Annotated in this window: 23 protein-coding genes; 15 read left to right on the top strand and 8 right to left on the bottom strand. The window is 73.3% G+C overall.

Annotated features, from left to right (window positions below; translation table 11 throughout):
* Positions 1 to 96 precede the first annotated feature (96 nt).
* The 8 genes from KZX45_RS02605 (at position 97) to KZX45_RS02570 (ending at position 7683) form a co-directional block, all read left to right on the top strand.
* Positions 97 to 387, top strand: a complete 291-nt coding sequence (locus KZX45_RS02605) for a WXG100 family type VII secretion target (protein WP_248256130.1) — start codon at positions 97 to 99, stop codon at positions 385 to 387.
* Between the two features lie 343 nt (positions 388 to 730).
* Positions 731 to 1021: a WXG100 family type VII secretion target gene (locus KZX45_RS02600; protein ID WP_248256130.1), complete on the top strand. Its 291-nt coding sequence runs from the start codon at positions 731 to 733 to the stop codon at positions 1019 to 1021.
* Positions 1022 to 1169: 148 nt separating this feature from the next.
* Entirely contained in the window at positions 1170 to 2372 is a 1203-nt protein-coding gene (locus KZX45_RS02595) for an FHA domain-containing protein (RefSeq protein WP_248256129.1), read from the top strand.
* Between the two features lie 226 nt (positions 2373 to 2598).
* Positions 2599 to 4356, top strand: coding sequence for a 2-isopropylmalate synthase (gene leuA, locus KZX45_RS02590; protein ID WP_248256128.1), 1758 nt, complete (start codon positions 2599 to 2601; stop codon positions 4354 to 4356).
* 10 nt (positions 4357 to 4366) lie between these two features.
* Positions 4367 to 4948 (top strand): hypothetical protein, encoded by a 582-nt coding sequence (locus tag KZX45_RS02585; RefSeq protein ID WP_248256127.1) that lies wholly within the window; start codon positions 4367 to 4369, stop codon positions 4946 to 4948.
* A complete protein-coding gene (locus KZX45_RS02580) occupies positions 4945 to 6159 on the top strand; it encodes a hypothetical protein (RefSeq protein ID WP_248256126.1) in 1215 nt (404 codons plus the stop codon). The genes KZX45_RS02585 and KZX45_RS02580 overlap by 4 nt, the downstream gene beginning before the upstream one ends.
* 7 nt (positions 6160 to 6166) lie before the next feature.
* The gene (gene recO / locus KZX45_RS02575; RefSeq protein ID WP_248256125.1) at positions 6167 to 6898 is read left to right on the top strand and encodes a DNA repair protein RecO; all 732 of its coding nucleotides are present in this window, start codon (positions 6167 to 6169) and stop codon (positions 6896 to 6898) included.
* Positions 6895 to 7683 (top strand): isoprenyl transferase, encoded by a 789-nt coding sequence (locus tag KZX45_RS02570; protein WP_248256124.1) that lies wholly within the window; start codon positions 6895 to 6897, stop codon positions 7681 to 7683. The genes recO and KZX45_RS02570 overlap by 4 nt, the downstream gene beginning before the upstream one ends.
* 43 nt (positions 7684 to 7726) lie before the next feature.
* Here the strand turns inward: KZX45_RS02570 and KZX45_RS02565 are convergent, their stop codons facing one another.
* Genes KZX45_RS02565 through KZX45_RS02545 form a run of 5 tightly spaced genes read right to left on the bottom strand, consistent with a single transcriptional unit; the run spans position 7727 to position 11425 of the window.
* Complete coding sequence (locus KZX45_RS02565; RefSeq protein WP_248256123.1) at positions 7727 to 8308, bottom strand: VTT domain-containing protein; 582 nt, start codon at positions 8306 to 8308, stop codon at positions 7727 to 7729.
* Positions 8301 to 8711: a Fur family transcriptional regulator gene (locus tag KZX45_RS02560; RefSeq protein WP_248256122.1), complete on the bottom strand. Its 411-nt coding sequence runs from the start codon at positions 8709 to 8711 to the stop codon at positions 8301 to 8303. The genes KZX45_RS02565 and KZX45_RS02560 overlap by 8 nt, the downstream gene beginning before the upstream one ends.
* 1 nt (position 8712) lies before the next feature.
* On the bottom strand, positions 8713 to 9624 hold the full coding sequence (locus KZX45_RS02555; RefSeq protein WP_248256121.1) for a metal ABC transporter permease: 912 nt from the start codon (positions 9622 to 9624) through the stop codon (positions 8713 to 8715).
* The gene (locus KZX45_RS02550; protein WP_374112521.1) at positions 9624 to 10442 is read right to left on the bottom strand and encodes a metal ABC transporter ATP-binding protein; all 819 of its coding nucleotides are present in this window, start codon (positions 10440 to 10442) and stop codon (positions 9624 to 9626) included. The genes KZX45_RS02555 and KZX45_RS02550 overlap by 1 nt, the downstream gene beginning before the upstream one ends.
* Complete coding sequence (locus KZX45_RS02545) at positions 10439 to 11425, bottom strand: metal ABC transporter substrate-binding protein (protein WP_248256120.1); 987 nt, start codon at positions 11423 to 11425, stop codon at positions 10439 to 10441. The genes KZX45_RS02550 and KZX45_RS02545 overlap by 4 nt, the downstream gene beginning before the upstream one ends.
* A 253-nt stretch (positions 11426 to 11678) precedes the next feature.
* On the opposite strand from KZX45_RS02545, the gene KZX45_RS02540 reads away from it, so the two are divergent.
* The 3 genes from KZX45_RS02540 (at position 11679) to dusB (ending at position 15882) form a co-directional block, all read left to right on the top strand.
* Entirely contained in the window at positions 11679 to 13064 is a 1386-nt protein-coding gene (locus KZX45_RS02540) for a glycine--tRNA ligase (protein WP_248256119.1), read from the top strand.
* Between the two features lie 237 nt (positions 13065 to 13301).
* A complete protein-coding gene (locus KZX45_RS02535) occupies positions 13302 to 14555 on the top strand; it encodes a YibE/F family protein (protein ID WP_248256118.1) in 1254 nt (417 codons plus the stop codon).
* Between the two features lie 115 nt (positions 14556 to 14670).
* The gene (gene dusB / locus KZX45_RS02530) at positions 14671 to 15882 is read left to right on the top strand and encodes a tRNA dihydrouridine synthase DusB (protein WP_308221694.1); all 1212 of its coding nucleotides are present in this window, start codon (positions 14671 to 14673) and stop codon (positions 15880 to 15882) included.
* A 10-nt stretch (positions 15883 to 15892) separates the two neighbouring features.
* On the opposite strand, the gene KZX45_RS02525 is transcribed toward dusB, so the two are convergent.
* Together KZX45_RS02525 and KZX45_RS02520 are read right to left on the bottom strand one after the other, a co-directional pair.
* Entirely contained in the window at positions 15893 to 17644 is a 1752-nt protein-coding gene (locus KZX45_RS02525) for a glycoside hydrolase family 13 protein (protein ID WP_374112520.1), read from the bottom strand.
* A gap of 257 nt (positions 17645 to 17901) precedes the next feature.
* Complete coding sequence (locus KZX45_RS02520) at positions 17902 to 18918, bottom strand: LacI family DNA-binding transcriptional regulator (protein WP_248256117.1); 1017 nt, start codon at positions 18916 to 18918, stop codon at positions 17902 to 17904.
* 188 nt (positions 18919 to 19106) lie between these two features.
* Here KZX45_RS02520 and KZX45_RS02515 point away from each other — a divergent pair, with 188 nt between their 5' ends.
* The 3 genes from KZX45_RS02515 to KZX45_RS02505 all read left to right on the top strand — a co-directional run bounded on the left by KZX45_RS02515 (position 19107) and on the right by KZX45_RS02505 (position 22974).
* Positions 19107 to 20351 carry an extracellular solute-binding protein gene (locus tag KZX45_RS02515; RefSeq protein ID WP_248256116.1) on the top strand — a complete coding sequence of 415 codons (1245 nt, stop codon included), beginning with the start codon at positions 19107 to 19109 and terminating at the stop codon, positions 20349 to 20351.
* A 117-nt stretch (positions 20352 to 20468) separates the two neighbouring features.
* Entirely contained in the window at positions 20469 to 22082 is a 1614-nt protein-coding gene (locus tag KZX45_RS02510; RefSeq protein WP_248256115.1) for an ABC transporter permease subunit, read from the top strand.
* 1 nt (position 22083) lies between these two features.
* The gene (locus KZX45_RS02505) at positions 22084 to 22974 is read left to right on the top strand and encodes a sugar ABC transporter permease (RefSeq protein WP_248256114.1); all 891 of its coding nucleotides are present in this window, start codon (positions 22084 to 22086) and stop codon (positions 22972 to 22974) included.
* Positions 22975 to 22989: 15 nt separating this feature from the next.
* On the opposite strand, the gene KZX45_RS02500 is transcribed toward KZX45_RS02505, so the two are convergent.
* Positions 22990 to 24198: a hypothetical protein gene (locus tag KZX45_RS02500; RefSeq protein WP_248256113.1), complete on the bottom strand. Its 1209-nt coding sequence runs from the start codon at positions 24196 to 24198 to the stop codon at positions 22990 to 22992.
* Between the two features lie 56 nt (positions 24199 to 24254).
* Between KZX45_RS02500 and KZX45_RS02495 the strand changes: the two genes are divergently transcribed.
* Positions 24255 to 25583: a deoxyguanosinetriphosphate triphosphohydrolase gene (locus tag KZX45_RS02495; RefSeq protein ID WP_248256112.1), complete on the top strand. Its 1329-nt coding sequence runs from the start codon at positions 24255 to 24257 to the stop codon at positions 25581 to 25583.
* The last annotated feature ends 53 nt before the right edge of the window (positions 25584 to 25636 follow it).

Here is a 25636-nt window from a genome sequence, read left to right as displayed (position 1 = left end):
TGGGCGACACGGGCTGTTTCGGACCGGTAGGAATGTTCTCAGCGGATCTCGTCGGCTGGCGGCGGGACGTGAACCGAAGAGGGGGAATGACGCACGATGTCGAACATCAACGTCTCCTACGACGAGATGCAGCGTGAGGCCAACAACCTGGTCACCGCGAAGGACCAGATCATCGCGGACCTGAACCGGCTGCAGGCGCAGATCCAGGGCCTGGTGGAGTCGGGGTTCGTCACCGACCAGGCGTCGGTGCGGTTCAACGAGTCCTACCAGCAGTTCACCACGGGTGCGCAGTCGACGATCGAGGGGCTGCAGGACCTGTCGCAGTACCTGGTCAACGCCGCGCAGGCGCTGGCCGACACGGACTCGCAGCTGGCCGCGGGCATCTGACCGCCGGCCGGGACCGCCCGGCCACCCGCGGGTGGGGACGCCGAGTCCCCGCAGCATCAGACCTGTCAGCACCAGACGCACCAGCCGGCCGGGGCCGGACCGACCACGTGGCACGCAGGGGGAGCTACGCGGACCGTCCGCCCCGGCCGGCTGTCGTCAGTGCGGGGAGCTGTCCCCTTGAGGTCGGGGTCGGCAGGGAGTCGTCCCCATGGGGTCGGGACCCGCGGGGAGTTGTCCCCATGGGTAGTGGGCGACACGGGCTGTTTCGGACCGGTAGGAATGTTCTCAGCGGATCTCGTCGGCTGGCGGCGGGACGTGAACCGAAGAGGGGGAATGACGCACGATGTCGAACATCAACGTCTCCTACGACGAGATGCAGCGTGAGGCCAACAACCTGGTCACCGCGAAGGACCAGATCATCGCGGACCTGAACCGGCTGCAGGCGCAGATCCAGGGCCTGGTGGAGTCGGGGTTCGTCACCGACCAGGCGTCGGTGCGGTTCAACGAGTCCTACCAGCAGTTCACCACGGGGGCGCAGTCGACGATCGAGGGGCTGCAGGACCTGTCGCAGTACCTGGTCAACGCCGCGCAGGCGCTGGCCGACACGGACTCGCAGCTGGCCGCGGGCATCTGACCGCCGGCCGGGAACCGCCCGGCCACCCGCGGGCACGGACGCAACCGTCCGTGCCCGCCGCCATTCCTGCAACGACCGGTGGTCCTGGGCCGGTCGGCACCCTCGGAACTTCGGGGACGAGTCGGCCGAAACACGGCAGACTGGCTTCATGCTCCTCGTCCCCGCGCCGGCCAGGAACTTCCTCGACCCCGCCGACTTCCGGCGGGACTGGACCACCTACGGCTCGATGCTGATCCGTCGTCAGGTGGCGATGCGGACGCTGCTCCCGGCCTACACCGACCTCGGCCGGCTCGGCACCGGGGCACTGGCCTGGCTGGCGGGCCTCGTCGGCGCGACGGTGCTGCGGGCAGGGGCGGGTGACGAGACGGCCCTCGGGCTGACCGGGACGGCTGCCGCCGTCGTCGGAGGTCTGCTGCTGGTGCTGGGCGTCGGCGTCGGCATCGCAGTTGCGGTCGTGGGCTCGAAACTCTCCCGCGGTCTGGCGCTGTGGGCGCTGCTCCCGCTCCTGATCCGCGCGGACGGTGCCAGGCGCGTGCCCGGGTCCGTCCCCACGGCACCGCCGGCCCGGGGCTCGGACGATCCCGCCGTGAGCCTGGCACCTCGTCTGGTCGCCGCCGTCGTCGCCGCGGGGGTGGCGGTGGTGTGGACGGTCGACGTGGTGCGCGACGGGATCGACGTCCTCGCGCCCTACTCGACCACGGCCGACCTTGGGGTGCTGCTCGCGTCGGTCCTCGGGGCCGGGGTCTCCTGGACCGCGGCGGCCACCAGCTGGCGCGGCTGGCGGCGGGTGCGCGCCGCGCTGAGCGGGCGGGCCGCACCGTCGCAGGAGGCCGCGGCCCTGCGCGAGCTCCACGGCAGCGCCGAGACCGACCGGGCGCCAGCCGTCCCCGCCGAAGCTGCGGCATACGCCGGCCCGGCCACCCCGGAACCGCCGACCGACGCCGACCCGCGCCTTCCGGCCGCGCCCGTCGCGCCCCGCCCGCACCGCTCGGAGGTGGTGCAGGTCCGCCTCGGGGGGCGGCTCCTCGAGCCGGGCACGACCCTCGTCGGTCGGGCCCCGGCCGCGCGCGCCGGCGAGCGGATCGACCGCACGCTCGCCGTCGAGGACCCGACGATGTCCAAGACCCACCTGACGGTGCGCGTGACCCCCGCGGGCGTCTGGGTCACCGACCGGGCGTCGACCAACGGCACCACCGTCGTCACCGCGCACGGCGAGCGGCGGCTGGCCGCCTGGGAGGAGACGAAGGTGCCGCCGGGAGCCCGGGTCCGCGCCGGCGCCACCGTTCTCGCCGTCGCGGCCGACGAGACCGACCCCGAGATCGAGAGCACCGTGCTGCGCGGAGCACCGTGACCGGCCTCGCGAGGACGAGGTGCGGGCGCGAGACCCCAGATCCTGAGACGGCCCGGGCCGGGAAGTGACGACGGGCGCGCGTGCGCGCTAGGGTCGCTGCGTGCGCATGGCTCACCACGGGCAGCACCTGCTGCTCCTTCCGTGCCGCGACGAGGCCAACTAAGGCCGGCTCCTCGTCGCGGCGGTCGTCGTGCCCGGCCATGACGCACAGCGACGAGGAAGACAGATGAAGACCCAGCACCACATCCGCGCCCAGCGCCCCTCCGCGATGCCGGTGGCGAAGTACCGGCCGTTCGTCGAGACCAACCCGGTCGACCTGCCGGACCGCACCTGGCCGACGAAGCGCACGACCAGGGCGCCCCGGTGGCTCTCCACCGACCTGCGCGACGGCAACCAGGCGCTCATCGAGCCCATGAACCCCCAGCGCAAGCGGCAGATGTTCGACCTCCTGGTCCGGATGGGCTACAAGGAGATCGAGATCGGCTTCCCGGCGGCCTCCCAGACGGACTTCGACTTCGTCCGGTCGCTGGTCGAGTCGGGCGCCGTGCCCGAGGACGTCACCGTCTCGGTCCTGACGCAGTCCCGCCCCGAGCTCATCCACCGCACGATCGACTCGCTCGTCGGGCTGCCCCGGGCCAACGTGCACCTGTACAACGCCACCGCACCGGTCTTCCGCGACGTCGTCTTCCGCAACGACAAGGAGGCCACGCGTGAGCTCGCGGCCTCCGGCACGCGGGAGGTCGTGGCCTACGCCGAGAAGGTCCTGGGCGACGACACCGTCTTCGGCTACCAGTACTCCCCGGAGATCTTCGTCGACACCGAGCTCGACTACGCCCTCGAGGTCTGCGAGGCGGTGATGGACGTCTGGCAGCCGGAGGCCGGCCGCGAGATCATCCTCAACCTGCCCGCCACCGTCGAGCGTGCCACGCCCAACGTCTACGCCGACCAGATCGAGTGGATGAGCCGGAACCTGAGCCGCCGCGAGCACATCGCGCTGTCGCTCCACCCGCACAACGACCGGGGCACCGGTGTGGCGGCGGCCGAGCTCGGCCTGCTCGCGGGCGCCGACCGCGTCGAGGGTTGCCTGTTCGGGCAGGGCGAGCGCACCGGCAACGTCGACCTCGTCACCCTCGGGCTGAACCTGTTCAGCCAGGGCATCGACCCGATGATCGACTTCTCCGACATCGACGACGTGCGCCGCACCGTCGAGGCGTGCACGCAGATGGACGTCCACCCCCGCCACCCCTACGGCGGCGACCTCGTCTACACCTCCTTCTCCGGCTCCCACCAGGACGCCATCAAGAAGGGCTTCGAGGTGCGCGCGGCCAAGGTGGCGGCCGCGGGCGGCGACGAGAACGCCGTCGTCTGGGAGCTGCCCTACCTGCCGATCGACCCCAAGGACGTCGGGCGCTCCTACGAGGCCGTGGTCCGGGTCAACTCCCAGTCCGGCAAGGGCGGCGTGGCCTACCTGCTCTCCTCCACCCGTCACCTCGACCTGCCGCGCCGGCTCCAGATCGAGCTGTCCGGCATCGTCCAGAAGCACACCGACGCCTACGGCGGGGAGATCGACGCCGAGAAGCTCTGGTCGATCTTCGCCGACGAGTACCTTCCGCACACCGCCGCCATGGGTCTGGAACCGTGGGGTCGCTTCTCCCTCGAGGGCACCACGGTCACGACGGCGGGCGAGGGCAAGGACGCGGTGCTGACCGTCACGCTCGTCGACCGGGGCCAGCAGAAGGTCGTCGCGGCCACCGGGAACGGCCCCATCGACGCGTTCGTCAACGCGCTCGGCGAGGTCGGCGTGGACGTCCACGTCCTCGACTACGCCGAGCACGCGCTCTCGGAGGGCGGCGACGCCACGGCCGCGTCCTACGTCGAGTGCGAGGTCGGCGGCCAGGTCCTCTGGGGCGTCGGCATCGACCCGTCGACCATGACCGCGTCCTTCAAGGCGATCGTCTCGGCCGTCAACCGCGCGGCCCGCTGAGGGGAGCGGCATGGCGGGCATCACCTGGCGGATGGAGCTGCCCGAGGGCTGGGTGGTCTGGGAGCCGGGGAGCCCCGACGTCGTGGCCCTGCGTGCCGCGGCGGCCACCACCCGGCGCGCCGGACTGTCGGTGACCCAGGCGGTCGGCGTGCTGGAGAAGGAGCTCGAGGAGCTCCGGGGGACGGCCGTCCAGGCCGGCCTGCGGGTACCTGACCCGCGGACCGGCCTGGTGACCGCCAGCCTGCGGCTGTCGCGCTGGCCGCGCCCGGAGGAGAACGGCACGGTGCTCGACGCCCGCCGCTACCTCGACCAGGTGAAGAAGGTCGGCCCGGACGCCCAGCGGGTGTACCAGCACCGTGAGGTCTCCCTGGCGACGGTCCCCGCAGGACAGCTGGTGCTGACCAACGAGATCTGGCGCAGGAAGTGGGGGATGCGCAGTGTGGTGCGGCTCGCGACCACCGTCTTTCCCGAGGGGACGGGAAGCATCTTCGAGCTGGAGATCACCTCGCGCTACCCCGAGCTCCAGCCCGCGCTCATGGCCGAGACCAGCCTCATGGCGCACGGCCTGACCGTGACAGAGGAGCCCGCTTGAGCCGGAGCGGGTACGTCCGCGACTGGCGTCTCCCGCCGGGCTGGCGCGCGCAGCGCGACACCAGCGTCCTCGGCGACGGCGGACCGCCCCTCTTCGCCGACCCCTGGGGCGTCCTCGAACCGCCGGGCGGTGACGTCACCGTCGCCGTCCTCGATCCCTCGGCAGCCCCGACGTCGGCCGGCCCGACAGGTGGCACCAGTCCGACGGGTGGCCTCGCCGCGGGGGTCGGGGCCCACCGACGTCCGCCCACGCTCCTGCTGGAGCGGCGCGCCCTCTCCCGCGCCACCGGCAGGGCCCGCGCCCGCCTCCAGAGCCCACCGCCCGTCGAGCCCGGGCAGCCGGTCAGCCCGGGCCATCGAACCGTCGACAGCCCGCACGGGCCGGTGGCCCTGCTCTCCACCCGGACCTGGGACGCCGGCACCGGCCCGGACGTGCGGGTCGTCGCGGTCGTCGTCCCGAGGTGGTCGCGCGACGCCGTCGTCCTGACGCTCACCTGGGACGACGAGTCCGGCATGGCGGGGCTCGAGCGGCTCGCCGAGCGGCTCGTGCAGGATCTCGAGATCGTCGTCGAGGGTCCGGCCGAGGCGCCCGGGGAACCGCGGGCACGCGGGGGAGCGCGGACGTCGGGAGGAAGCCGGGCGCCGTCGGGTGAGGCGTTCCCGCCGCAGGACTGGGTCGGGACCCGCCTGGGCGGTACCGCCGGGGCGGTCGCCGGGCGGCTGACGACGACGGTGCGGCGGGCGTTCGGCCCGCGGAGGTTCGGCCGGGCCACCGCCGCCGCGTGGGTCGCGCTCGGTGGGGCGGTCGCCGCCCTGGCGCTCACCGGCGGGCCGCTGCGGACCCTGCTGCTCGCACTGGTGGCGCTGGTCGCCGTCCTCCTGCCCGTGCTGCTCGCCTGGCGGAGCTGGACCGTTGTCCACGGGGTGCTGACCGACGCTCGCGGGTGGAGCTCACCCCTGCCGGACGGCGGGCAGGCCTCCGGCCTGCTGCACTACCTCGTGGCCGCGGCCCTGCTCGGGGCGGTCGACCTCGGGCCCACGATCGGCAGCGGGGCGGCGCCGTGGTACCTGACCGCCGCGGCCTGGGTCGACGTCGTCGCCCACGGCGCCCTCGTCGTGCTGGAGGCAGGGCGCGCCCTGGCGCCACGCCTGCGCGCACGGCGCGAGGCTCGCCGGGCGCGGTCCGGCGGCCCGCCGGACGACCTGGGATGATGGGACGGTGAAGCTCTACCGGGACGAGGCTGTGGTGCTGCGCACCCACAAGCTCGGTGAGGCCGACCGGATCATCACCCTGCTCACCCGCGAGCACGGCCAGGTGCGCGCCGTCGCCAAGGGGGTGCGGCGCACCTCCAGCAAGTTCGGGGCGCGCCTCGAGCCGTTCGGCGTCATCGACGTGCAGCTGCACCTGGGCCGCAACCTCGACACGATCACCCAGGTGGAGACCATCGCGCCGTACGGGCGTTCCCTCGGTGCCGACTACTCCCTGTACACCACGGCCACCGCGATGGCCGAGACCGCGGGCCGCCTGACCGAGATCGAGCGGGAGCCCGCGCCGCAGCAGTACCTGCTGCTGATCGGCGCCCTGCACGCCCTCGCCACCCGCCGCCACGCCCCCTCGCTCGTGCTCGACTCCTACCTCCTGCGGTCCCTCTCCGTGGCCGGCTGGGCACCCAGCTGCTACGACTGCGCCCGCTGCGGGGCCGACGGACCGCACCGTGCCTTCAACGCCGCCGCGGGCGGGTCGGTGTGCGACGGCTGCCGGCCGCCCGGCTCCGCCTCGCCGGCCCGCGAGACCATGTCCCTGCTCGGCGCGCTGCTCTCGGGAGAGTGGGCCGACGCGGACGCCTCCGACACCAGGCACCGGAAGGAGGCCTCCGGCCTCGTGGCGTCGTACCTGCAGTGGCACCTCGAACGGCAGCTGCGCTCCCTGCGGCTGGTCGAGCGCGCATGACCCGGCCGGCCCCCGTCCCGCCGCCGCCGCACCCCTCCGGCGAGGTGGCCCCGCGCATGGACCCGCGGTTCGTGCCCCGGCACGTCGCCGTCGTCATGGACGGCAACGGTCGCTGGGCCAACGCGCGCGGGCTGCCCCGCGTCGAGGGCCACAAGGCGGGCGAGGCGGCGCTGCTCGAGGTGGTCGCCGGGGCGATCGAGCTGGGCATCACGCACGTCTCCGCCTACGCGTTCTCCACCGAGAACTGGAAGCGCTCGCCGGAGGAGGTGCGCTTCCTGATGGGCTTCAACCGGGAGGTCCTGCACCGGCGCCGCGACCAGATGGACGAGTGGGGGGTCCGGGTGCGCTGGGCCGGGCGCCGGCCGCGGCTGTGGCGGTCCGTGATCGCCGAGCTCGAGCGAGCGGAGGAGCAGACCCGGGACAACGAGGTGTGCACCCTGACCATGTGCGTGAACTACGGCGGGCGGGCCGAGATCGCCGACGCCGCGGCCGCCATCGCCCGCGAGGTCGCCGCGGGCCGGCTGGACCCCGCGCGCGTCACGGAGCGCACGGTCGCCAGGTACCTGGACGAGCCCGAGCTGCCCGACGTCGACATGTTCCTCAGGACGGGCGGCGAGCAGCGTACGTCCAACTTCATGCTGTGGCAGTCGGCCTACGCGGAGATGGTCTTCATCGACGACGCGTGGCCCGACGTCGACCGCCGCACCCTGTGGCGGGCGGTGGAGACCTACGCGCGGCGGGACCGCCGCTACGGCGGCGCGGTGGACCGCCCCGCGACGGCCTGACCCCGCCGTCGGGCAGGGTGGTCGCCGACGGCCTGACCCGACGTCAGCGGTCGGGGTGCGACGCGCGGGCGGCGGCGTCGTCGGGGCCGCGTCCGCCGTCCCGGTCCGCCGCGACGAGCAGCACGCTCGCGGCCCGGCGCTCCTTGCGCCGGTGCATCGCGAAGGTGGCCAGGAGGACCACGACGACGGAGAGCAACGCACCCAGGGCGAGCGGCGAGCCCGCGGCGGCGGCCAGCGCCGCCTCCCACACCGCCCAGCCGATGGTGGAGTAGATGGCCGCCCACGCCAGGGCGCCGGGGACCTGCGCGAGGGAGTAGCGCGGCCAGGTGATGCGCAGGACCCCCGCGGCCACCTGGATCATCGACTGGAAGCCCACCGTCAGGTAGGACAGCGGCACGGCGAAGAGGCCCCACCGGCGGATCGCGGTGATCCCGCGGTCGGCGCCGCCGCCCTCCAGCCAGTCGTGGATGCGGCGCAGCCAGCCGGCGGCCGGGTGCGTCCGGCGCAGCGTCTGCTCGGTGACCACCCGGCCGGCCCAGTACATGGCCTGCCCCCGCACGGTGGCGCCGAGGTAGAGGAACCCGAAGGTCAGCCAGAAGGGCCAGGAGGCGAGGAACTCAGGCACGCGTGCCCTCCGTGTACTCCCGCGCGGCGCAGCCGGCGCACGTGCCGAAGAGCTCGGCCGTGTGGTCCACGTCCACGAAGCCGTTGTCCTGCGCCACCTTCGCGGCCCAGCGCTCGACGGTGGCACCCTCGATCTCCACCGTCCGGCCGCACTCCTTGCACACCAGGTGGTGGTGGTGGGTCTGCCGGGCGCACCGGCGGTAGAGGGTCTCGCCGTCGTCGATGCGCAGCACGTCCACCTGCCCGGCCTCGGCCAGCGACTGCAGCGTGCGGTAGACGGTGGCGAGGCCGACGGAGCTGCCGTCCGCCCGCAGCATCTCGTGCAGCTGCTGCGCGCTGCGGAAGTCCTCGGTGCGCCCGAGGAGCTCGCTGACGGCGGAGCGCTGCCTGGTCATCCGCAACATCTCACACCCCCTCCCGTACCTCGACGTCATCGTCGACGTCCAGGTGCGGGTCACGGTGTGCCGGACGCCCGAACAACGGACGCACGATCGATACTACGGCGTACAGCCCGATGGCCAGGACGACGATGGTCGCGCCCGGCGACAGCGGGTGCAGGTAGGTGATCGTCAGTCCGGTCACGCTGACCAGCGCGCCGATCACCATCGCCGTGGTCATCGTGGAGCGGAACGACCGGGCGAACAGCTGGGCGACGGCGACCGGGACGATCATCAGCGCCGAGACGAGCAGCACCCCGACCACGCGCATCGACACCGAGACGGTCAGGGCGGCCATCACCGCGAGGAGGATGTTCAGGGTCCGGACCGGCAGACCGGTGGCGCGGGCGAACTCCTCGTCGTGGCACAGCGCGAACAGGGCGGGACGCAGGCCGAGCCCGAACCCGAGCAGCACGGCGGCCAGGACCACCGTGAGCCAGACGTCGAGGGTGCTCACCGAGGCGATCGAGCCGAAGAGGTAGCCGTTCAGGTTCGCGGTGGTCCCTCCGGCGAGCCCGATCAGCAGGACGCCGCCGGCGATGCCGCCGTAGAAGAGCAGGGCGAGGGCGACGTCGCCGCTGGTCTTGCCGCGCTCGCGCACGACCTCGATCAGGACGGCGCCCACGACTGAGGCGACGACGGCGCCGGGGACGGCGAGGATGTCGCGGTCCGTCAGGCCCGCGGCGCTGCCGGCGAGCCACCCCATCGCGACGCCGGTGAGCGCCACGTGGCCGATCCCGTCCCCGAGCAGGGCGAGACGGCGCTGGACGAGGTAGGTGCCCATGACCGGGGCGGCCACGCCGACCAGCACGGCGACGACGAGGGCGCGCTGCATGAGCGGGGTCGCCAGGAGCTCGCCCAAGGCGGTGAGCAGGTCCATCACAGCTCCACGGTCAGGTCGGGGGCGTGGTGCACGGGCGCGGAGCCGCCCTCGTGGGCGTGCTCGTGCTCATGCGCCGGGTCGTCGTGCCCGGCCGCCGGGCGGGGAGGCTCGCCGTCGTGGATCACGCGGCCGTGGCGCAGGACCACGCAGCGCTCGACCAGGGGGCCGAGCTCGCCCAGCTCGTGCAGCACCACCAGCACGGTGGTGCCGGCGTCGTGCAGGGCGGTGATGGTGCGGGCGAGCGCCTCCTTGGACTCCCGGTCGATGCCGGCGAGCGGCTCGTCCAGCACGAGGAGGTCCGGCCGGCGCACCAGCGCCCGCGCGATGAGGACCCGCTGCTGCTGGCCGCCCGAGAAGACCTGGACGCTGTCCCGCGCACGGTCGGCGAGGCCGACCTGCGCCAGCGCGTCCAGCGCTCGGGCGTGGCCGGCGCGCCCGACCCGGAACCGGCGCCCGTCGAGCAGGCCCGAGCTGACGACCTCCAGCGCGGTGGCCGGCACCCCGGCGGTGGCGGTCACGCGCTGGGGCACGTACCCCACGCGCGGCCACGGGACCGTGCGGGTCTGCGTGGTGACGTCCCGGCCGTAGAGCTGGGCGCGCCCGCGGGTGACAGGCACGACGCCCACGAGCGACCTGACCAGGGTCGACTTGCCGGAGCCGTTCGCCCCGAGCAGGGCGACCGTCTCGCCGTCGTGGATCGTCAGGTCGATACTCCGAAGGACGGTCGAGCTGCCGAGGACCACGGTGAGGTCCTCGGCGCGAACCGGCGGCGCGCCGTCCGCCCCGGCGCGCGCGGGGCGGTCCGGGCCGCTCACGCACACCCCAGCGCGCTGCGCAGGGCTTCGAGGTTGGCGCGCATGACGTCCGGGTACTCCTGCGACTCGTCGACCTGGGACTCCAGCGGGTCGAGCACGGCCACCTCGACGCCGAGGTCCGCCGCGAGGGACTCGGCGACGGCGGGGTTGACGAGGTCCTCGGTGAAGATGGTGGTGACACCCTTCTCCTCGACGACCTTGCCGATCTCGGCGAGGCGGGCGGGGGAGGGCTCGGCCTCCGGGTCCAGCCCGGAGATGCCCACCTGCTCGAGGTCGTAGGCTTCCGCCAGGTACCCGTACGCCTCGTGCGCGACGACGATCGTGCGCGTCTCGCACCGGGCCAGGCCCGTCGACAGCTCCTCGTCGAGGGCGGACAGCTCGGTACCCAGGCGCTCGGCGTTCGCCGCGTAGTCCTCGGCGTTGTCCGGGTCGGCGGCGGCGAGCTCGTCGGCCACCGCGGTGGCGACGTCGGCCAGCCGGGTCGGGTCGAGCCAGAAGTGGGGGTCGCCGTCGGCGTGGGCCTCACCGGCGTGGTCGTCGGTGGGGGCCTCCGCGGTCTCCTCCTCGTGGTCGTCGGTGGTGGCCTCCGCGGTCTCCTCGTGCCCGTCGTCCTCGGTGTGCACGCCGGCGGCCTGGGAGACGTCGAGGGCGTGGGCGGGGGAGGTGACCTCGAGGGCGTCGTCGAGGGCCGCCTGGAAGCCCGCCAGGTAGACGACGGTCGCGTCGTCGAGCGTGGCGACCGCGGCGGGGGACAGCTCGAGGTCGTGGGGGTCCACGCCGGCGGGCGTGATCGAGGAGACGGAGACGTGCTCGCCGCCGACCTGCTCGGCCACGTACTGCAGCGGGTACAGCGCCGCGAGCACCTCCGTGCCGCTGTCGGCCGCCGCGCCGCCCGGTGCCGCACCGCTCGCGCCGTCGGAGCAGGCGGCGAGCGGGAGGACCAGGGCGGCGAGCGCGGCACCGCCGCGGAGGAGCGAGTTCATGAGGATGATTCTCAGTGGCGTTGAGAACGGGTGTCAACTCGCGCCCGCGTGAGGTCGCTCTCGGCGCGGCTCGGCGTCGCGCCGCCGGCCGCCGGGCTCCGGGTGCGGGACGGTGCAGGAGGCCGGGCAGGATGCGCCGACAGCTCCCCGACATGGGTAGGTTGGTCCCCGCACGGGGGAGCCTCAGCGCGTCCCCCGCCGCCATCCGCGCCAGCCAGGTGCGGGACACCGATCAAGCAGGAGAGTTCACCCCGTGGCCACACCCTCGCGCCTGGACAACGTCATCAACCTCGCCAAGCGGCGCGGCTTCGTCTACCCCTCCGGGGAGATCTACGGCGGCACCCGCTCCGCGTGGGACTACGGTCCGCTCGGGGTGGAGCTGAAGGAGAACATCAAGCGCCAGTGGTGGCGCGCGATGGTCACCTCGCGCGACGACGTCGTCGGCCTCGACTCCTCCGTCATCCTCCCGCGCCAGGTCTGGGTGGCCTCCGGCCACGTCGGCGTCTTCACCGACCCGCTGACCGAGTGCCTGAGCTGCCACAAGCGCTTCCGCGCGGACCAGATGGAGGAGGAGTACGAGGAGAAGAAGGGCCGCGCGCCCGAGAACGGCCTCGCCGACATCGCCTGCCCGAACTGCGGCACGCGTGGCCAGTGGACCGAGCCGCGCGACTTCAACATGATGCTCAAGACCTACCTCGGCCCGGTCGAGGACGAGTCGGGCCTGCACTACCTGCGGCCCGAGACGGCCCAGGGCATCTTCGTGAACTTCAACAACGTCATGACCTCCGCGCGGAAGAAGCCGCCGTTCGGCATCGGGCAGATCGGCAAGTCGTTCCGCAACGAGATCACGCCCGGCAACTTCATCTTCCGCACGCGCGAGTTCGAGCAGATGGAGATGGAGTTCTTCGTCGAGCCCGGCACGGACGAGGACTGGCACCAGTACTGGATCGACGCCCGCACCGACTGGTACACGGGGCTGGGCATCTCCCGGGAGAACCTGCGCCACTTCGAGCACCCGCAGGAGAAGCTCTCGCACTACTCCAAGCGCACGGTGGACATCGAGTACCGCTTCGGCTTCCAGGGCAGCGAGTGGGGCGAGCTCGAGGGCATCGCCAACCGCACCGACTTCGACCTGTCCACGCACGCCGAGCACTCCGGGCAGGACCTGTCCTACTTCGACCAGGCGAAGAACGAGCGCTGGGTGCCCTACGTCATCGAGCCGGCCGCGGGCCTGACCCGGTCGCTCATGGCCTTCCTCGCCGAGGCCTACACCGAGGACGAGGCGCCCAACACCAAGGGCGGCGTCGACAAGCGCACGGTGCTCAAGCTCGACCCGCGCCTCGCCCCGGTCAAGGCCGCGGTGCTGCCGCTGTCCCGCAACGAGCAGCTCTCCCCGGTCGCCCGCGACCTGGCGGCGGAGCTGCGCGGGTACTGGAACGTCGACTTCGACGACGCCGGTGCCGTCGGGCGCCGGTACCGGCGCCAGGACGAGGTCGGCACGCCGTACTGCATCACGGTGGACTTCGACTCCCTCGAGGACCAGGCCGTCACGGTGCGCGAGCGCGACACGATGGCCCAGGAGCGCATCTCCCTGGACAAGGTGCGCGGTTACCTCGCGGAGCGTCTGCCCGGCTGCTGAGACCGACTCTCCGGGACCGTGCCCGCGGCGTAGCAGTATCCGCGGGCCGGCCCGGCTGCCGGCCGGGGCCGGGGTCCGCGAACGGGCCTGCTACCGCGCGCCGAGATCGAGGTTCTGGTCAGGGAGTCGGCTTCCTGGAACCAGGACCTCGATCTCGGTGACGGCCCGCACGCCCGGACCGGGGGCGTCGCGGCGCGTCCTGCCAGCCGTGCGCGGCCGCTGCGGTGAGCATGGAGCGTGCCCCACTCACACTCCCACCTGCCTGCCGGCGCCCAGAACGCCACCCTCGCCCCCGCGGAGGCGCGCCGCGCACGCTGGATCCTCACCGCGCTGGTGGTCCCGCTGCTCGTCGCGACCGTCGTCGCGCTCCTGGTGATGTGGCCCCGCGGCGAGACCCCGATCGGTTCCGTGCCGCTGGCCGGCACCGGGATGACCATCGAGGCCGGCTCCGTGGTGGAGGTCGTGGACGCCGCGGCGCCCGGGGCCACCACGGACGGCCAGGTTCGGGTCGAGCTCTCCACCGGCGACAACGCCGGCCAGGTCGCCCCCGTCCAGGTGCCGCCGGAGATCATGGCCAACGGCATGGAGGTCGGGGACCGGGTGCGCCTGATGTTCAGCCCCTCCGCGATGGGGACCGGCAGCCCGTACGTGTTCTGGGACTTCGAGCGCACGGCCCCGGTGGGCTGGCTGGCGCTGCTGTACGCCGTCGTCGTCCTGGCGGTCGCCCGCTGGCGCGGGCTCGCCGCCATGGTCGGCCTGGCCGGCTCGCTCGGTGTCATCGTGGTCTTCGTGATCCCGGCGATCATGCTGGGGCAGCCGCCGCTGCTCGTGGCCCTGGTGGGCGCGGCGGCCATGATGTTCCTCTCGCTGTACCTGGCCCACGGCATCTCCATCCGGACCACGACGGCGCTGCTCGGCACCTTCGTCGGCCTCGGCATCACCGTGGCCCTGGCGGCGTGGGGCACCCGCTCCGCCAACCTCACCGGGACGAGCTCGGAGCAGTCCCTCATCCTGCTCGGCACGTTCCCCAACCTGTCGCTGACGGACCTGCTGCTGTGCGGCATGGTCATCGCGGGGCTCGGCGCGCTCAACGACGTCACGATCACCCAGGCCTCGGCGGTGTGGGAGCTGCACGCCGCGAACCCGGCCGTGCCCCGCCGCCGCCTGTTCACCCGCGGCATGCGCATCGGCCGCGACCACATCGCCTCGACCGTCTACACCCTGGCCTTCGCCTACGTCGGCACCGCGCTGCCGGTGCTCATGACCGCCGCGCTCATGGACCGCGCGGCCCTCGACACCCTCATGGCGGGAGAGATCGCGGAGGAGGTCGTGCGCACGCTGGTGTCCTCGATCGGCCTCGTGCTCGCGATCCCCGTCACCACGGGGATCGCCGCCGCCCTCGTGCGCACGAGCCGACCGGGGAGGGCCAGCCGGACGGACGACGACGACCCCGGGCGGTCCCGGGACGTCACGGCCGCGGCAGCGCGCTGACCGAAGCCCCGGGCGGGCGCCGGCGAGACGCTCGCCTGAACCCGTGCGGAGCGGCGCGCGGCATCTCACACCGCCCCGGGCTGACCCGTTTGCCACCACCGGGGACAATGGCGCGGTGAGTGCGCTGCAGATCGGACCCGTCACCGTCGGGAGCCCCGTCGTCCTGGCCCCCATGGCCGGTGTGACGAACCCGCCCTTCCGCAAGCTGTGCCGCGAGGCGGCCGTCGCGGCGCTGCCCGCCGACGCCCCGGCGGCGGCCCCCGGCACGTTCGCGCCCGCCGGGCTGTACGTCACCGAGATGATCACCTCCCGCGCGCTCGTCGAGCGCACCCCCGAGACGATGCGGATGATCACCCCCGACCCGGAGGAGCCGGTCCGCTCGGTCCAGCTCTACGGGGTGGACCCGGCCACCATCGCCGCCGCCGTGCGCATCCTCGTGGCCGAGGACCGGGCGGACCACGTCGACCTCAACTTCGGCTGCCCGGTCCCCAAGGTCACCCGCAAGGGCGGCGGCGGGGCGCTGCCGTGGAAGCGCGACCTCTTCGAGGCCATCGTGACCGGTGCCGTCCAGGCGGCGCGCGAGGCCTCCGCCGCGCGCGGGCGCGAGGTTCCCGTGACCGTCAAGATGCGCATGGGCATCGACGACGAGCACTTCACCTACCTCGACGCCGGCCGGATCGCCGAGCGCGCCGGCGTCGCCTCCGTGGCCCTCCACGCCCGGACGGTGGCGCAGTACTACTCCGGGGAGGCCCGCTGGGAGGCGATCGCCCGCCTGAAGGAGGCCGTGACGACCGTCCCCGTGCTCGGCAACGGCGACATCTGGTCCGCCGAGGACGCCACCGAGATGATGCGCCAGACCGGCTGCGACGGCGTGGTCGTCGGGCGCGGCTGCCAGGGCCGCCCGTGGCTGTTCACCGACCTCGTGGCCGTCGCGCACGGCTCGGACCGGCGCGTCACCCCGGGCCTGCGTGAGGTCGCCGCCGTCATCCGCCGCCACGCCGAGCTGATGGTCGAGCACTTCGGCGAGGAGGACCGGGCGCTGCGGGAGATGCGCAAGCACATGTCCTGGTACCTCAAGGGCTACGTGGTCGGGGGCGAGGCACGGCACGCGCTCGGGCTCGTCTCCAGCCTCGCCGAGCTCGACGACCGGCTGGCCGTGCTGGACCTCGACCAGCCCTACCCGGGCGAGGCCGCCGAGGGGCCCCGCGGCCGCGCCGGCAGCCCCAAGCAGCCGCACCTGCCCGACGGCTGGCTCGCCAGCCGCGACGTCGACGCGGAGCTCCGGGAGGTGCTCGCCCAGGCCGAGCTGTCGGTCTCCGGCGGCTGACGAGCCGCGCTCAGCGCCGCGCCCAGACCGTGGTGTCCTGCGGGACGGTCACCGTTGCGCCGTCGTCCGCCGTCGGGGCGGAGGAGGCGACGACCTCCCAGCCGGCCGGGAGCCTGACGGGCGCCTCGCCGAGGTTGGTCAGCACCAGGACGTCCGGGCGGCCCGGAGCCGCGTTGACGAACGCGACGACGGCGTCCGACCCGGCGTGGTCCTCGTGCCAGGCGAGGGAGCCGAGGCCGAGGCCGAGCTCGCGCCGCTGGCGCAGCGCCGTGCGGTAGAGCTCCAGGGTCGAGCTCGGGTCGCCCTCCTGGGCGTCGACGGCGTGCGCGCCCCAGCCCGCGGGCTGCGGGAGCCAGGCCCGCCCGGTCCCCGAGAACCCGAACGACGGCGCGTCCGCCTCCCAGGGGAGCGGCACCCGGCAGCCGTCGCGGCCCTTCTCGGCGCCGGCGGTCCGGAAGAACGCGGGGTCCTCGCGGGCGTCGTCGGGCAGGGTCGTGTGCTCGGGCAGCCCGAGCTCCTCGCCCTGGTAGAGGTACGCCGAGCCGGGCAGCCCCAGCATCAGCAGGGTGGCCGCGCGGGCGCGCCGCAGCCCGAGGGCGGGGTCGGGCTGGACGTCCCCGGAGCCGATGCCGTTGGGGCCCTTGCCCGTCTCGGGCAGGCCGAGGCGGGAGGCGTGGCGCACGACGTCGTGGTTCGAGAGCACCCAGGTGGTCGGTGCGGCGACCGCGTCGTTGACGCGGTAGGACTCCTCGACGCACCCGCGGAGGCGGGCGGCGGACCAGGGGGAGACGAGGAAGGCGAAGTTGAACGCCTGGTGCATCTCGTCCTCGCGCACGTACCGGGCGAGCCGCTCGAGCGGGTCCACCCACGCCTCGGCCACCAGGATGCGCTCGCCCGGGTACTCCTCGAGCACCCGCCGCCAGGAGCGGTAGATCTCGTGCACGCCGTCCTGGTCGAACATCGGCGGGTGCGCGCGGTGGCGCCCGCCCTCGTCCGCGCCCGCCACCATCTCCACGTGGCCGCCCCAGTCGGGCAGGCCCGCGGCCTTGACCAGGCCGTGGGCGACGTCGACGCGGAAGCCGTCCACGCCCCGGTCCAGCCAGAAGCGCAGGACCGACTCCATCTCGGCGCGGACGTCGGGGTTCTCCCAGTTGAGGTCAGGCTGGCTGGAGTCGAACAGGTGCAGGTACCACTGGCCGTCCCGCTCCCACGCGCTGCCCGGGGCGTCGTCGCGGTCGCACACGCGGGTCCAGGCCGCGCCGCCGAAGATCGACTCCCAGTTGTTCGGCGGCTCCTCGCCGACCTCGCCGCCGCCCTCGCGGAAGACGTACCGGGCCCGCTCGGGGCTGGCGGGCCCCGCCGCGAGCGCCGCGCGGAACCACGCGTGCTCGTCCGAGGTGTGGTTGGGCACCAGGTCCACGATGACTCGCAGGCCGAGGTCGTGGGCGCGCGCCAGCAGCGCGTCGGCGTCCGCGAGGGTGCCGAAGCGAGGGTCGACGTCGCGGTAGTCGGAGACGTCGTAGCCGCCGTCGTTCTGGGGCGAGCGGTAGAAGGGCGAGAGCCACAGCGCGTCGACGCCGAGGGCGGCCAGGTGGTCGAGCCGGGACGTGATCCCGGGCAGGTCGCCCATGCCGTCGCCGTTCCCGTCCGCGAAGGACCGCGGGTACACCTGGTAGATCACCGCGTGCCGCCACCACGCCTCGTCCCTGCCGGGTGCCGGGGTGTGGACGGTCAGGGAACGGGTGGCGGTACGGACGGTCACGTCTCTCCTACGTTGCTTCGGTCTGGGTGGGCGGGGCCGGGGCACGCCAGGCCGCCGGCCGGGGCGCGCCCGGGTCGGGTGCGCCGCGCGGCGTGCCGGCCGCCGCGGACGCCGTCCGCCAGGGTCGCACGCCCCGGGGTGCGTGCGCACATCGGCCGGCGCCCGTCGGCCGCTGCTCGTCGGCTCCGCTGCGGAGGGCCGTCGCGCCCGGTGTGCCGACCGGGCCTTGGCGGTGGCGCCGAGGCGGTGGAGCCGGCTCAGTACGCGGGCGGAGCGGCGTCGGTGGACCCGCGGACGATCAGCTCGGGGACGAAGATCAGCTCGCCGCGCGGGACCTGCGAGCCGCCGATCTCCGCCACCAGCGTGGTGACCGCCGCCTGGCACATCGCGGCGACCGGCTGGCGGATCGTGGTCAGCGGCGGGTGCGTGAACGGGATCAGCGGCGAGTCGTCGTAGCCGATGACGGAGAGGTCGGCGGGGACCTGGCGGCCGTTCGAGCGGGCGGCCCGCACCACGCCGAGCGCCATCAGGTCGGAGCCGCAGATGATCGCCGTGCAGCCGGCCTCGATCAGCTCGGTGCCCGCGGCGACGCCGCCCTCGACGGTGAACAGGGTCGTCACGACGCTGGGGGTGGGCTCGTCGACGTACGCGGCCATGGCCTCCTCGAAGCCCACGCGCTTGCGGTGGGCCGGCACGAAGCGCTCCGGGCCGATGGCCAGGCCGATCTTGCGGTGCCCCTGGGAGACCAGGTGGCGGACCGCCAGCTCCATGCTGCCGCGGTCGTCGGTGGAGAAGGACGGGGCGTCGATCGCCGGGTTGTGCCCGTTGAGCAGCACGAAGGGCAGGCCGCGCTCGCGCAGGCGCTGGTAGCGGGCCGGGTCGGCGCTTGTGTCCGCGTGCAGGCCGGACACGAAGACGATGCCGTCGACGCCGTGCTCGAGGAGCATCTCGACGTACTGATCCTCGGTGGTACCGCCTGGGGACTGGGTGCACAGCAGCGGCGTCAGACCCATGGTCGAGAGGACGGACTCGACCGCCTGGGCGAAGGCGGGGAAGACGGGGTTGGACAGCTCCGGCACGATGAGACCGACCAGCCCCGCCGACCGGGCGCTCAGCTTGTCCGGGCGCTCGTACCCGAGCATGTCCAGGGCGGCGAGGACGGCGCGGCGGGTCTCCCCGGCCACGCCCGGCTTGTCGTTGAGCACCCGGGACACGGTGGCGGTGCTGACGCCGGCCTGCTCGGCGACGTCGGTCAGTCTGGTGCGCCCTTGCATGGCAGACCCGGCTTTCTCCTACTGGCGCGCCGCGGTGCGCGCCTGACGATGAAACTGTTGTCTGAAAGTTACTGCAAGTAGTTGCAACTTCGCTACCTCGCGGTTTAGTGTCCAGTCATCCGGACCGGTTCCGTCCTCCGACGGGGCACCCGCGACTGAATATCCCACCAATCTCACAGGAGACGAAGATGCGACGGAGCATCACCCTTGCGGCCGCGGTCGGCATGACCATGGCCCTGGCCGCCTGCGGGGGCGAGAGCCCCGAGGCGGACACCACCGCGGAGCCGGCCGCCGGAGAGACCTCCGCGGCCGCCGGCGACGGCGGGACGCTCACCATCTGGGTCGACGAGACCCGTCAGGCGGCCGTCGAGGCCGCCGCCGCCGCGTTCGAGGAGGAGACCGGCGCCACCGTCGAGACCGTCCTGAAGAACTTCGAGGACATCCGGGCGGACTTCCTCGCCCAGGTCCCCACCGGCGAGGGCCCGGACATCACGGTCGGTGCGCACGACTGGCTGGGCGAGATGACCGCCAACGGCGTCGTCGCCCCGATCGAGCTGGGCGACAAGGCCGGCGAGTTCGAGACCGTCGCCGTCGAGGCCTTCACGCAGGACGGCCAGGTCTACGGCCTGCCCTACGCGGTGGAGAACATCGGCCTCATCCGCAACACGGCGCTCGCCCCCGAGGCGCCCGCCACCTGGGACGACGCGGTCGCCGCCGGCCAGGCCGCCGGGACGCCCTACCCGATCCTCATCCAGGTGGGCGAGGAGGGCGACCCGTACACCATGTACCCGATGCAGACCTCCTTCGGGGCGCCGGTGTTCGTGCAGAACGAGGACGGCTCGTACGCCCCCGAGCTCGCGCTCGGCGGGGAGGGCGGCAACGCGTTCGCGGAGTGGCTCGCCGCGCAGGGCGAGGCAGGCACGCTGGACACCGCCATCACCTACGACATCGCCGTGGAGGCATTCGCCAACGGCGAGTCGCCGTTCATCATCGGCGGTCCGTGGATGGTCGCCAGCTTCGAGGGCCTCGAGCTGGCCGTCGACCCGATCCCGAGCGCCGGTGGCGAGCCCGCCCAGCCGTTCGCGGGCGTGCAGGGGTTCTACGTCAACGCGCAGAGCGACAACGCCCTGCTCGCCAACGACTTCCTGGTCAACTTCATGTCCACCGAGGAGGCGCAGCTCGCGCTCTACGAGGCGGGTGACCGGCCCCCGGCCCTGATCGCCGCGGCCGACGCCGCCTCCTCCGACCCGGTCACCGCCGGCTTCCGCGAGGTCGGCACCGGTGCCGTGCCGATGCCCTCCATCCCGGAGATGGGGTCCGTCTGGTCCTTCTGGGGCGTGACCGAGGCCGCGATCATCAGCGGCTCGCAGGAGCCGGTGGCGGCCTGGGAGAAGATGGTCGCCGACATCCAGGGCGCGCTCGACGCCTCCTGACCGAGACCGGGCGGGTGCGCGGCTCTCGCCGCGCGCCCGCCCGGGCTGCACCTACCCCGGGGTCGACGACGACCCCCGCGAACGGTCAGGCGACGACGCGCCTGACGGAGGTCCCACATGAGCGCCCGCACCGACGTGGAGCGACAGGTCGAGGACGCGCGACGGCCCGCGCCGCCCGCCCCGCGCAGCTCGCACGCAAACACCTTCAGCCGAGGTTTCATCGCCAAGGTCGTGCTGATGGCGCTGGTCAACGCCTTCGGCGTCTACGTGATCCTGGCCGCCTGGGCGGCCGAGTCCTACGGCGTGATGGGCGTGATGATCGCGCTGGTCCTGACCGCCGACTACGTGTACTTCTCGCGGCGCACGCTGCCGATGAAGTACCTGCTCCCCGGGCTGGCGTTCCTGCTCGTCTACCAGGTCTTCGTCGTGGCCTACACCGGGTACGTGGCGCTGACCAACTACGGCGACGGCCACAACTCCACCAAGGAGGACGCCGTCGCGGCCCTCCTCATCCAGAACGAGCGCCGCGTCGAGGGCTCGGCGGCCTACCCGCTCGTCGTGCTCGACGACGGCGGCGAGCTGGCCTTCGCGATCGTCGACGACGGCGAGGTGCGGGTCGGCAGGGCCGACACCCCGCTCGAGAACGCCGACGACGCCACCGTCTCCGACGGGGCCATCACGGAGGTGCCCGGCTACGAGCTGCTCCCGCGCCAGCAGGTGCTCGAGCGCCAGGCCGAGGTCACCGCGCTGCGCGTCCCGGTCTCCCAGGACCCCGCCGACGGCTCGGTCCGCACGCAGGACGCGCGCAACGGGTACGTCTTCGTCTCCACCCTGACGTACGACGAGGCCGCCGACACGATGACGGACACCCTCACCGGGACCGTCTACACCCCCAACGACGACGGCATGTTCCAGGCCCCCGACGGCACCACGCTGCCGGTGGGCTGGAAGGTCTTCGTCGGCCTGGAGAACTTCGCCACCGCGTTCGGCGACGCCCGCTACTCGGGCCCGTTCCTGCAGGTGCTGCTGTGGACCGTCTCGTTCGCCGTGCTGTCCGTGGCGACCACGTTCCTGCTCGGCCTGTTCCTCGCGATGGTCTTCAACGACGAGCGGGTGCGCGGCCGCAAGATCTACCGGACGCTGCTGATCCTGCCCTACGCCTTCCCCGGCTTCCTCGCCGCGCTGCTGTGGTCCGGGCTGCTCAACCGCCGCTTCGGCTTCATCAACTCCGTGCTGCTGGGCGGGGCGGAGATCCCGTGGCTCACCGACCCGTGGCTGGCGAAGCTGTCCGTCCTCGGCGTGAACCTGTGGCTGGGCTTCCCCTACATGTTCCTCATCTGCACCGGCGCCCTGCAGTCGATCCCGAAGGACGTGCTCGAGGCCGCGAAGATCGACGGCGCCGGCCGCTTCCGCACCTGGCGCTCCGTGATCCTGCCCCTGCTCATGGTCTCGACCGCGCCGCTGCTGATCTCCTCGTTCGCCTTCAACTTCAACAACTTCAACCTGATCTACATGCTGACCGGCGGCGGCCCGCGCATGGCGGACGCGTCGGTGCCCATCGGGCACACGGACATCTTGATCTCGATGGTCTACTCGATCTCCGGCCTCGACGGCGGGGCCACCAAGGACTACGGCCTCGCCAGCGCCCTGTCGATCGTCATCTTCCTGATCGTCGCGACCATCTCCGTGATCAGCTTCCGCCGCACCCGTTCGCTCGAGGAGATCAACTGACATGGCCACCGCACCTGTCCCCACGGCGGCGCCGGCCAACCGGGTCAGCCGCGCGCGCTGGTTCAGCGAGATCGGCTGGCGGCACCTCGTCGGCGTCGTCGCGGTCGTCTACGCGGCGTTCCCGATCGTCTACGTCCTCTCCGCCTCGTTCAACCCGGGCGGCACCCTGACCGGCTCCAACGCCCTCTTCAGCGAGGTCAGCGGCGCCAACTACGCCGAGCTCAACGGCACCTACTTCTGGACCTGGGTGCGCAACACCCTCTTCATCGGCACGGTCACCGCCGTCGGCACCGTCCTGATGGGGGCGGCGGCCGCGTACGCGTTCTCGCGGTTCCGGTTCACCGGGCGGCGGGTCGGCCTGATGGCGCTGCTCGTGATCCAGATGTTCCCGCAGATCCTGGCGTTCGTGGCCATCTTCCTCCTGCTGCTGGGCCTGCGGAACGTCGTGCCGGTGCTCGGGCTGAACAGCCAGATCGGGCTGATCTGCGTGTACCTCGGCGGGGCGCTCGGGGTGAACACGTTCCTCATGTACGGGTTCTTCAACACCGTCCCGCGCGAGCTGGACGAGGCCGCCAAGATCGACGGCGCGTCGCACGCCCAGATCTACTGGACGATCATCCTGCGCCTGGTCGCGCCGATCCTCGCGGTGGTCGGGCTGCTGTCCTTCATCAGCACGTTCTCCGACTTCGTCATCGCCCGCGTGATCCTGCAGTCGGAGCAGAACTGGACGCTCGCGGTGGGCCTCTACGGCTGGGTGTCGTCGCTGCTGGACGCCAACTGGGGCCTGTTCGCCGCCGGCGCGGTGATCAGCGCGCTGCCGGTCCTCGTGCTGTTCCTCGTGCTGCAGCGCTACATCGTCGGCGGGCTGACGGCGGGCGCGGTCAAGGGCTGATCCCGCCCCGGGCCGTCAGGCGAGCGAGATCCACACGGTCGTGTCCGGGGGCAGGTTCACGACCCCTTCGCGGGGGCCGAGCAGCTCGTCGCTGGCGTGCAGGATCTCCCGCGCGACCGGCACCAGCACGTCCCGCTCGGACAGGTTCGTCAGCACCAGCACCTCCCGGTTGAGGAAGGCCAGCGTCTCGGGACCGGGTGCGTCGTCGACCCACGCCAGGGGACCGGTGCCGAGCGCCAGCTCCCGGCGCAGCCGCAGCGCCTGCCGGTACCGCTCGAAGGTCGACCCCGGGACGCCGCGCTGCTCGTCGGCGAGACGGGCCACCTCGGCGATGGTCCCGGCGGGATCGTCGGACCGGGCCGCGATGCCGACCGCCTCGCCCTGGGGGACGTACGCGGTGCCCGGCAGAGCGGCCATCAGCAGGGTCGCCGCACGTCGTCGGCGCCCCGCGGCCTCGGCGTCGAGGCCCCACGTCGCCGCGGACCCGCGGGCGAGATCCGTCAGGGTCCAGCCCGCCGGCGCGCCGACGGCGTCGCGCTGCAGGTAGGAGTCGGAGATCGCGGCGCGCAGCTGGGCGGACGCCCAGGGCGTGACGGCGAGCCGGTCGTCCCGGGTGACGTGCAGCCAGTCCTCGTGGAGGTGCTCGGCCAGGGCCTCGGGCTCCCGGGCGGTGACCGCACCGGTGAGCACGGCGTCCGCGTCCGCGACGAGGGCGTGGAGCGCACCGAGGTCGATGCCGGCGTGGTCGTGCGCGCCGGCCGCGAGGCTGACGCCGAGGTCGACGCCGTCGACTCCGTGGGCGACCCAGGCCGCCGCCCGGGCCAGGTGCCAGCCGTCACGGTCCTTGCCGCCGTCGTCGGTCCCCATGAAGGAGGCCATCACGCGGATGCCGCGCTGGTGGGCGCGGCGGAGGAAGTCGTCCACGACCTCCCGCGCGTGAGGATCGTCGGGGGAGACCCCGGGGGCGCGGATCAGCAGCGCATTCGCCCCGAGCCGCGCGACGTGGGACATCGCGGCCGACATCGCGGCGAGCGCGTCGAGGTCCGCCGTCCCGAGGACCTGGTAGACGACGGCCTGCTGCCACCAGGGCTGGGTGCCGCGGGCGCCCCGGTGCACGAGCGTGGTGGTGGTGACCTCGCCGAGCCGGTCGAGGGCGAGGTCGCGCTGCTCCTGCGCAGGTGCCGGCTCTGCCCTGCCCGCGTCGTCAGTCTCGGTGTCGGTCACCCGCCCATTGTGGCTCACGAGGGCCGATGGCACCGTTCGTCACGTAGGCTCGCCGCGTGCCCGACCCCTTTGTCCCCGACCGCTCCCCGGGGACCCGCGAGGCCACGCGCCGCCCCGGTGGGCCCGAGGCGTACACGGGCCGCGACCGCGAGCGGTGGTGGAGCGAGGCCCCGAAGAACCCCCGCCGGACGGCGTTCGAACGCGACCGCGCCCGCGTGCTCCACTCCTCGGCGCTGCGCCGGCTCGGCGCCAAGACGCAGGTGCTCGGCCCCTCCAGCGACGACTTCGTCCGCACCCGCCTGACCCACTCGCTCGAGGTGGCCCAGGTGGGCCGCGAGCTCGGCAAGGTGCTCGGCTGCGACCCGGACGTCGTCGACACCGCCTGCCTCTCCCACGACCTCGGGCACCCGCCGTTCGGCCACAACGGGGAGCGGGCCCTGCACGAGGTGGCCGCCGGCATCGGCGGCTTCGAGGGCAACGCGCAGACCCTCCGGCTGCTCTCCCGCCTCGAGCCGAAGGTGTTCGCCGACGACGGCACGTGCGTGGGCCTCAACCTCACCCGGGCCAGCCTGGACGCCGCCACGAAGTACCCCTGGCAGGCCGGGGACGGGCCGCCCCGGCCCGACGGCTCCGCCACCCGCAAGTTCGGCGTGTACGCCGACGACGCGCCGGTCTTCGCGTGGCTGCGGCAGGGGGCGCCGGAGCGGCACCGCTGCCTCGAGGCGCAGGTGATGGACCTTGCGGACGACATCTCCTACTCGGTGCACGACGTCGAGGACGCCATCGTGGGCGGCCGGGTCGACCTGGCGGGCCTGCGCACCGCCGGGGAGCAGGACCGGGTGGTGGCCCAGGTGCGGGACTGGTACGACCCGCCCGTGGCCGACGACATGCTCGGCGCCGCCCTCGAGCGCCTGATCGGCCACCCGATCTGGGTGCAGTCCTACGACGGCTCCCGGCGCGACCTGGCCAGGCTCAAGGACCTGACCAGCCAGCTCATCGGGCGTTTCTGCGCCGCGGCCGAGGACGCCACCCGCGAGCGGTACGGCACCGGCCCGCTCACCCGCTACGACGCCGACCTGATCGTGCCGGACGAGACGCTCGCCGAGATCGTGGTGCTCAAGGGCGTCGCGGCCCTGTACGTGATGGCGCCGCGCGAGCACGAGCCGCTGTACCTGGCGCAGCGCACGGTGATCTTCGACCTCGTCGACGTCCTCGCGGGCAGCGGCCCCGCGCACCTGGAGGCGCCGTTCGCGACCGACTGGCGCGAGGCGGGGGACGACGCCGCCCGGCTGCGGGTGGTCATCGACCAGGTCGCCTCGCTCACGGACACCTCCGCGCAGCAGTGGCACGCCCGGCTCTGCGGGATGCTCTCCGCGGTCTACTGATGTGGAACGGCCTGTCAAGGTGGTGGATTTCCGCGTAATTGCCGGCTTTGGGC

This window comes from Georgenia sp. EYE_87 (assembly GCF_023148685.1).
GTDB lineage: Bacteria > Actinomycetota > Actinomycetes > Actinomycetales > Actinomycetaceae > Georgenia.
This window is presented reverse-complemented; position numbering and strand designations above follow the sequence as displayed.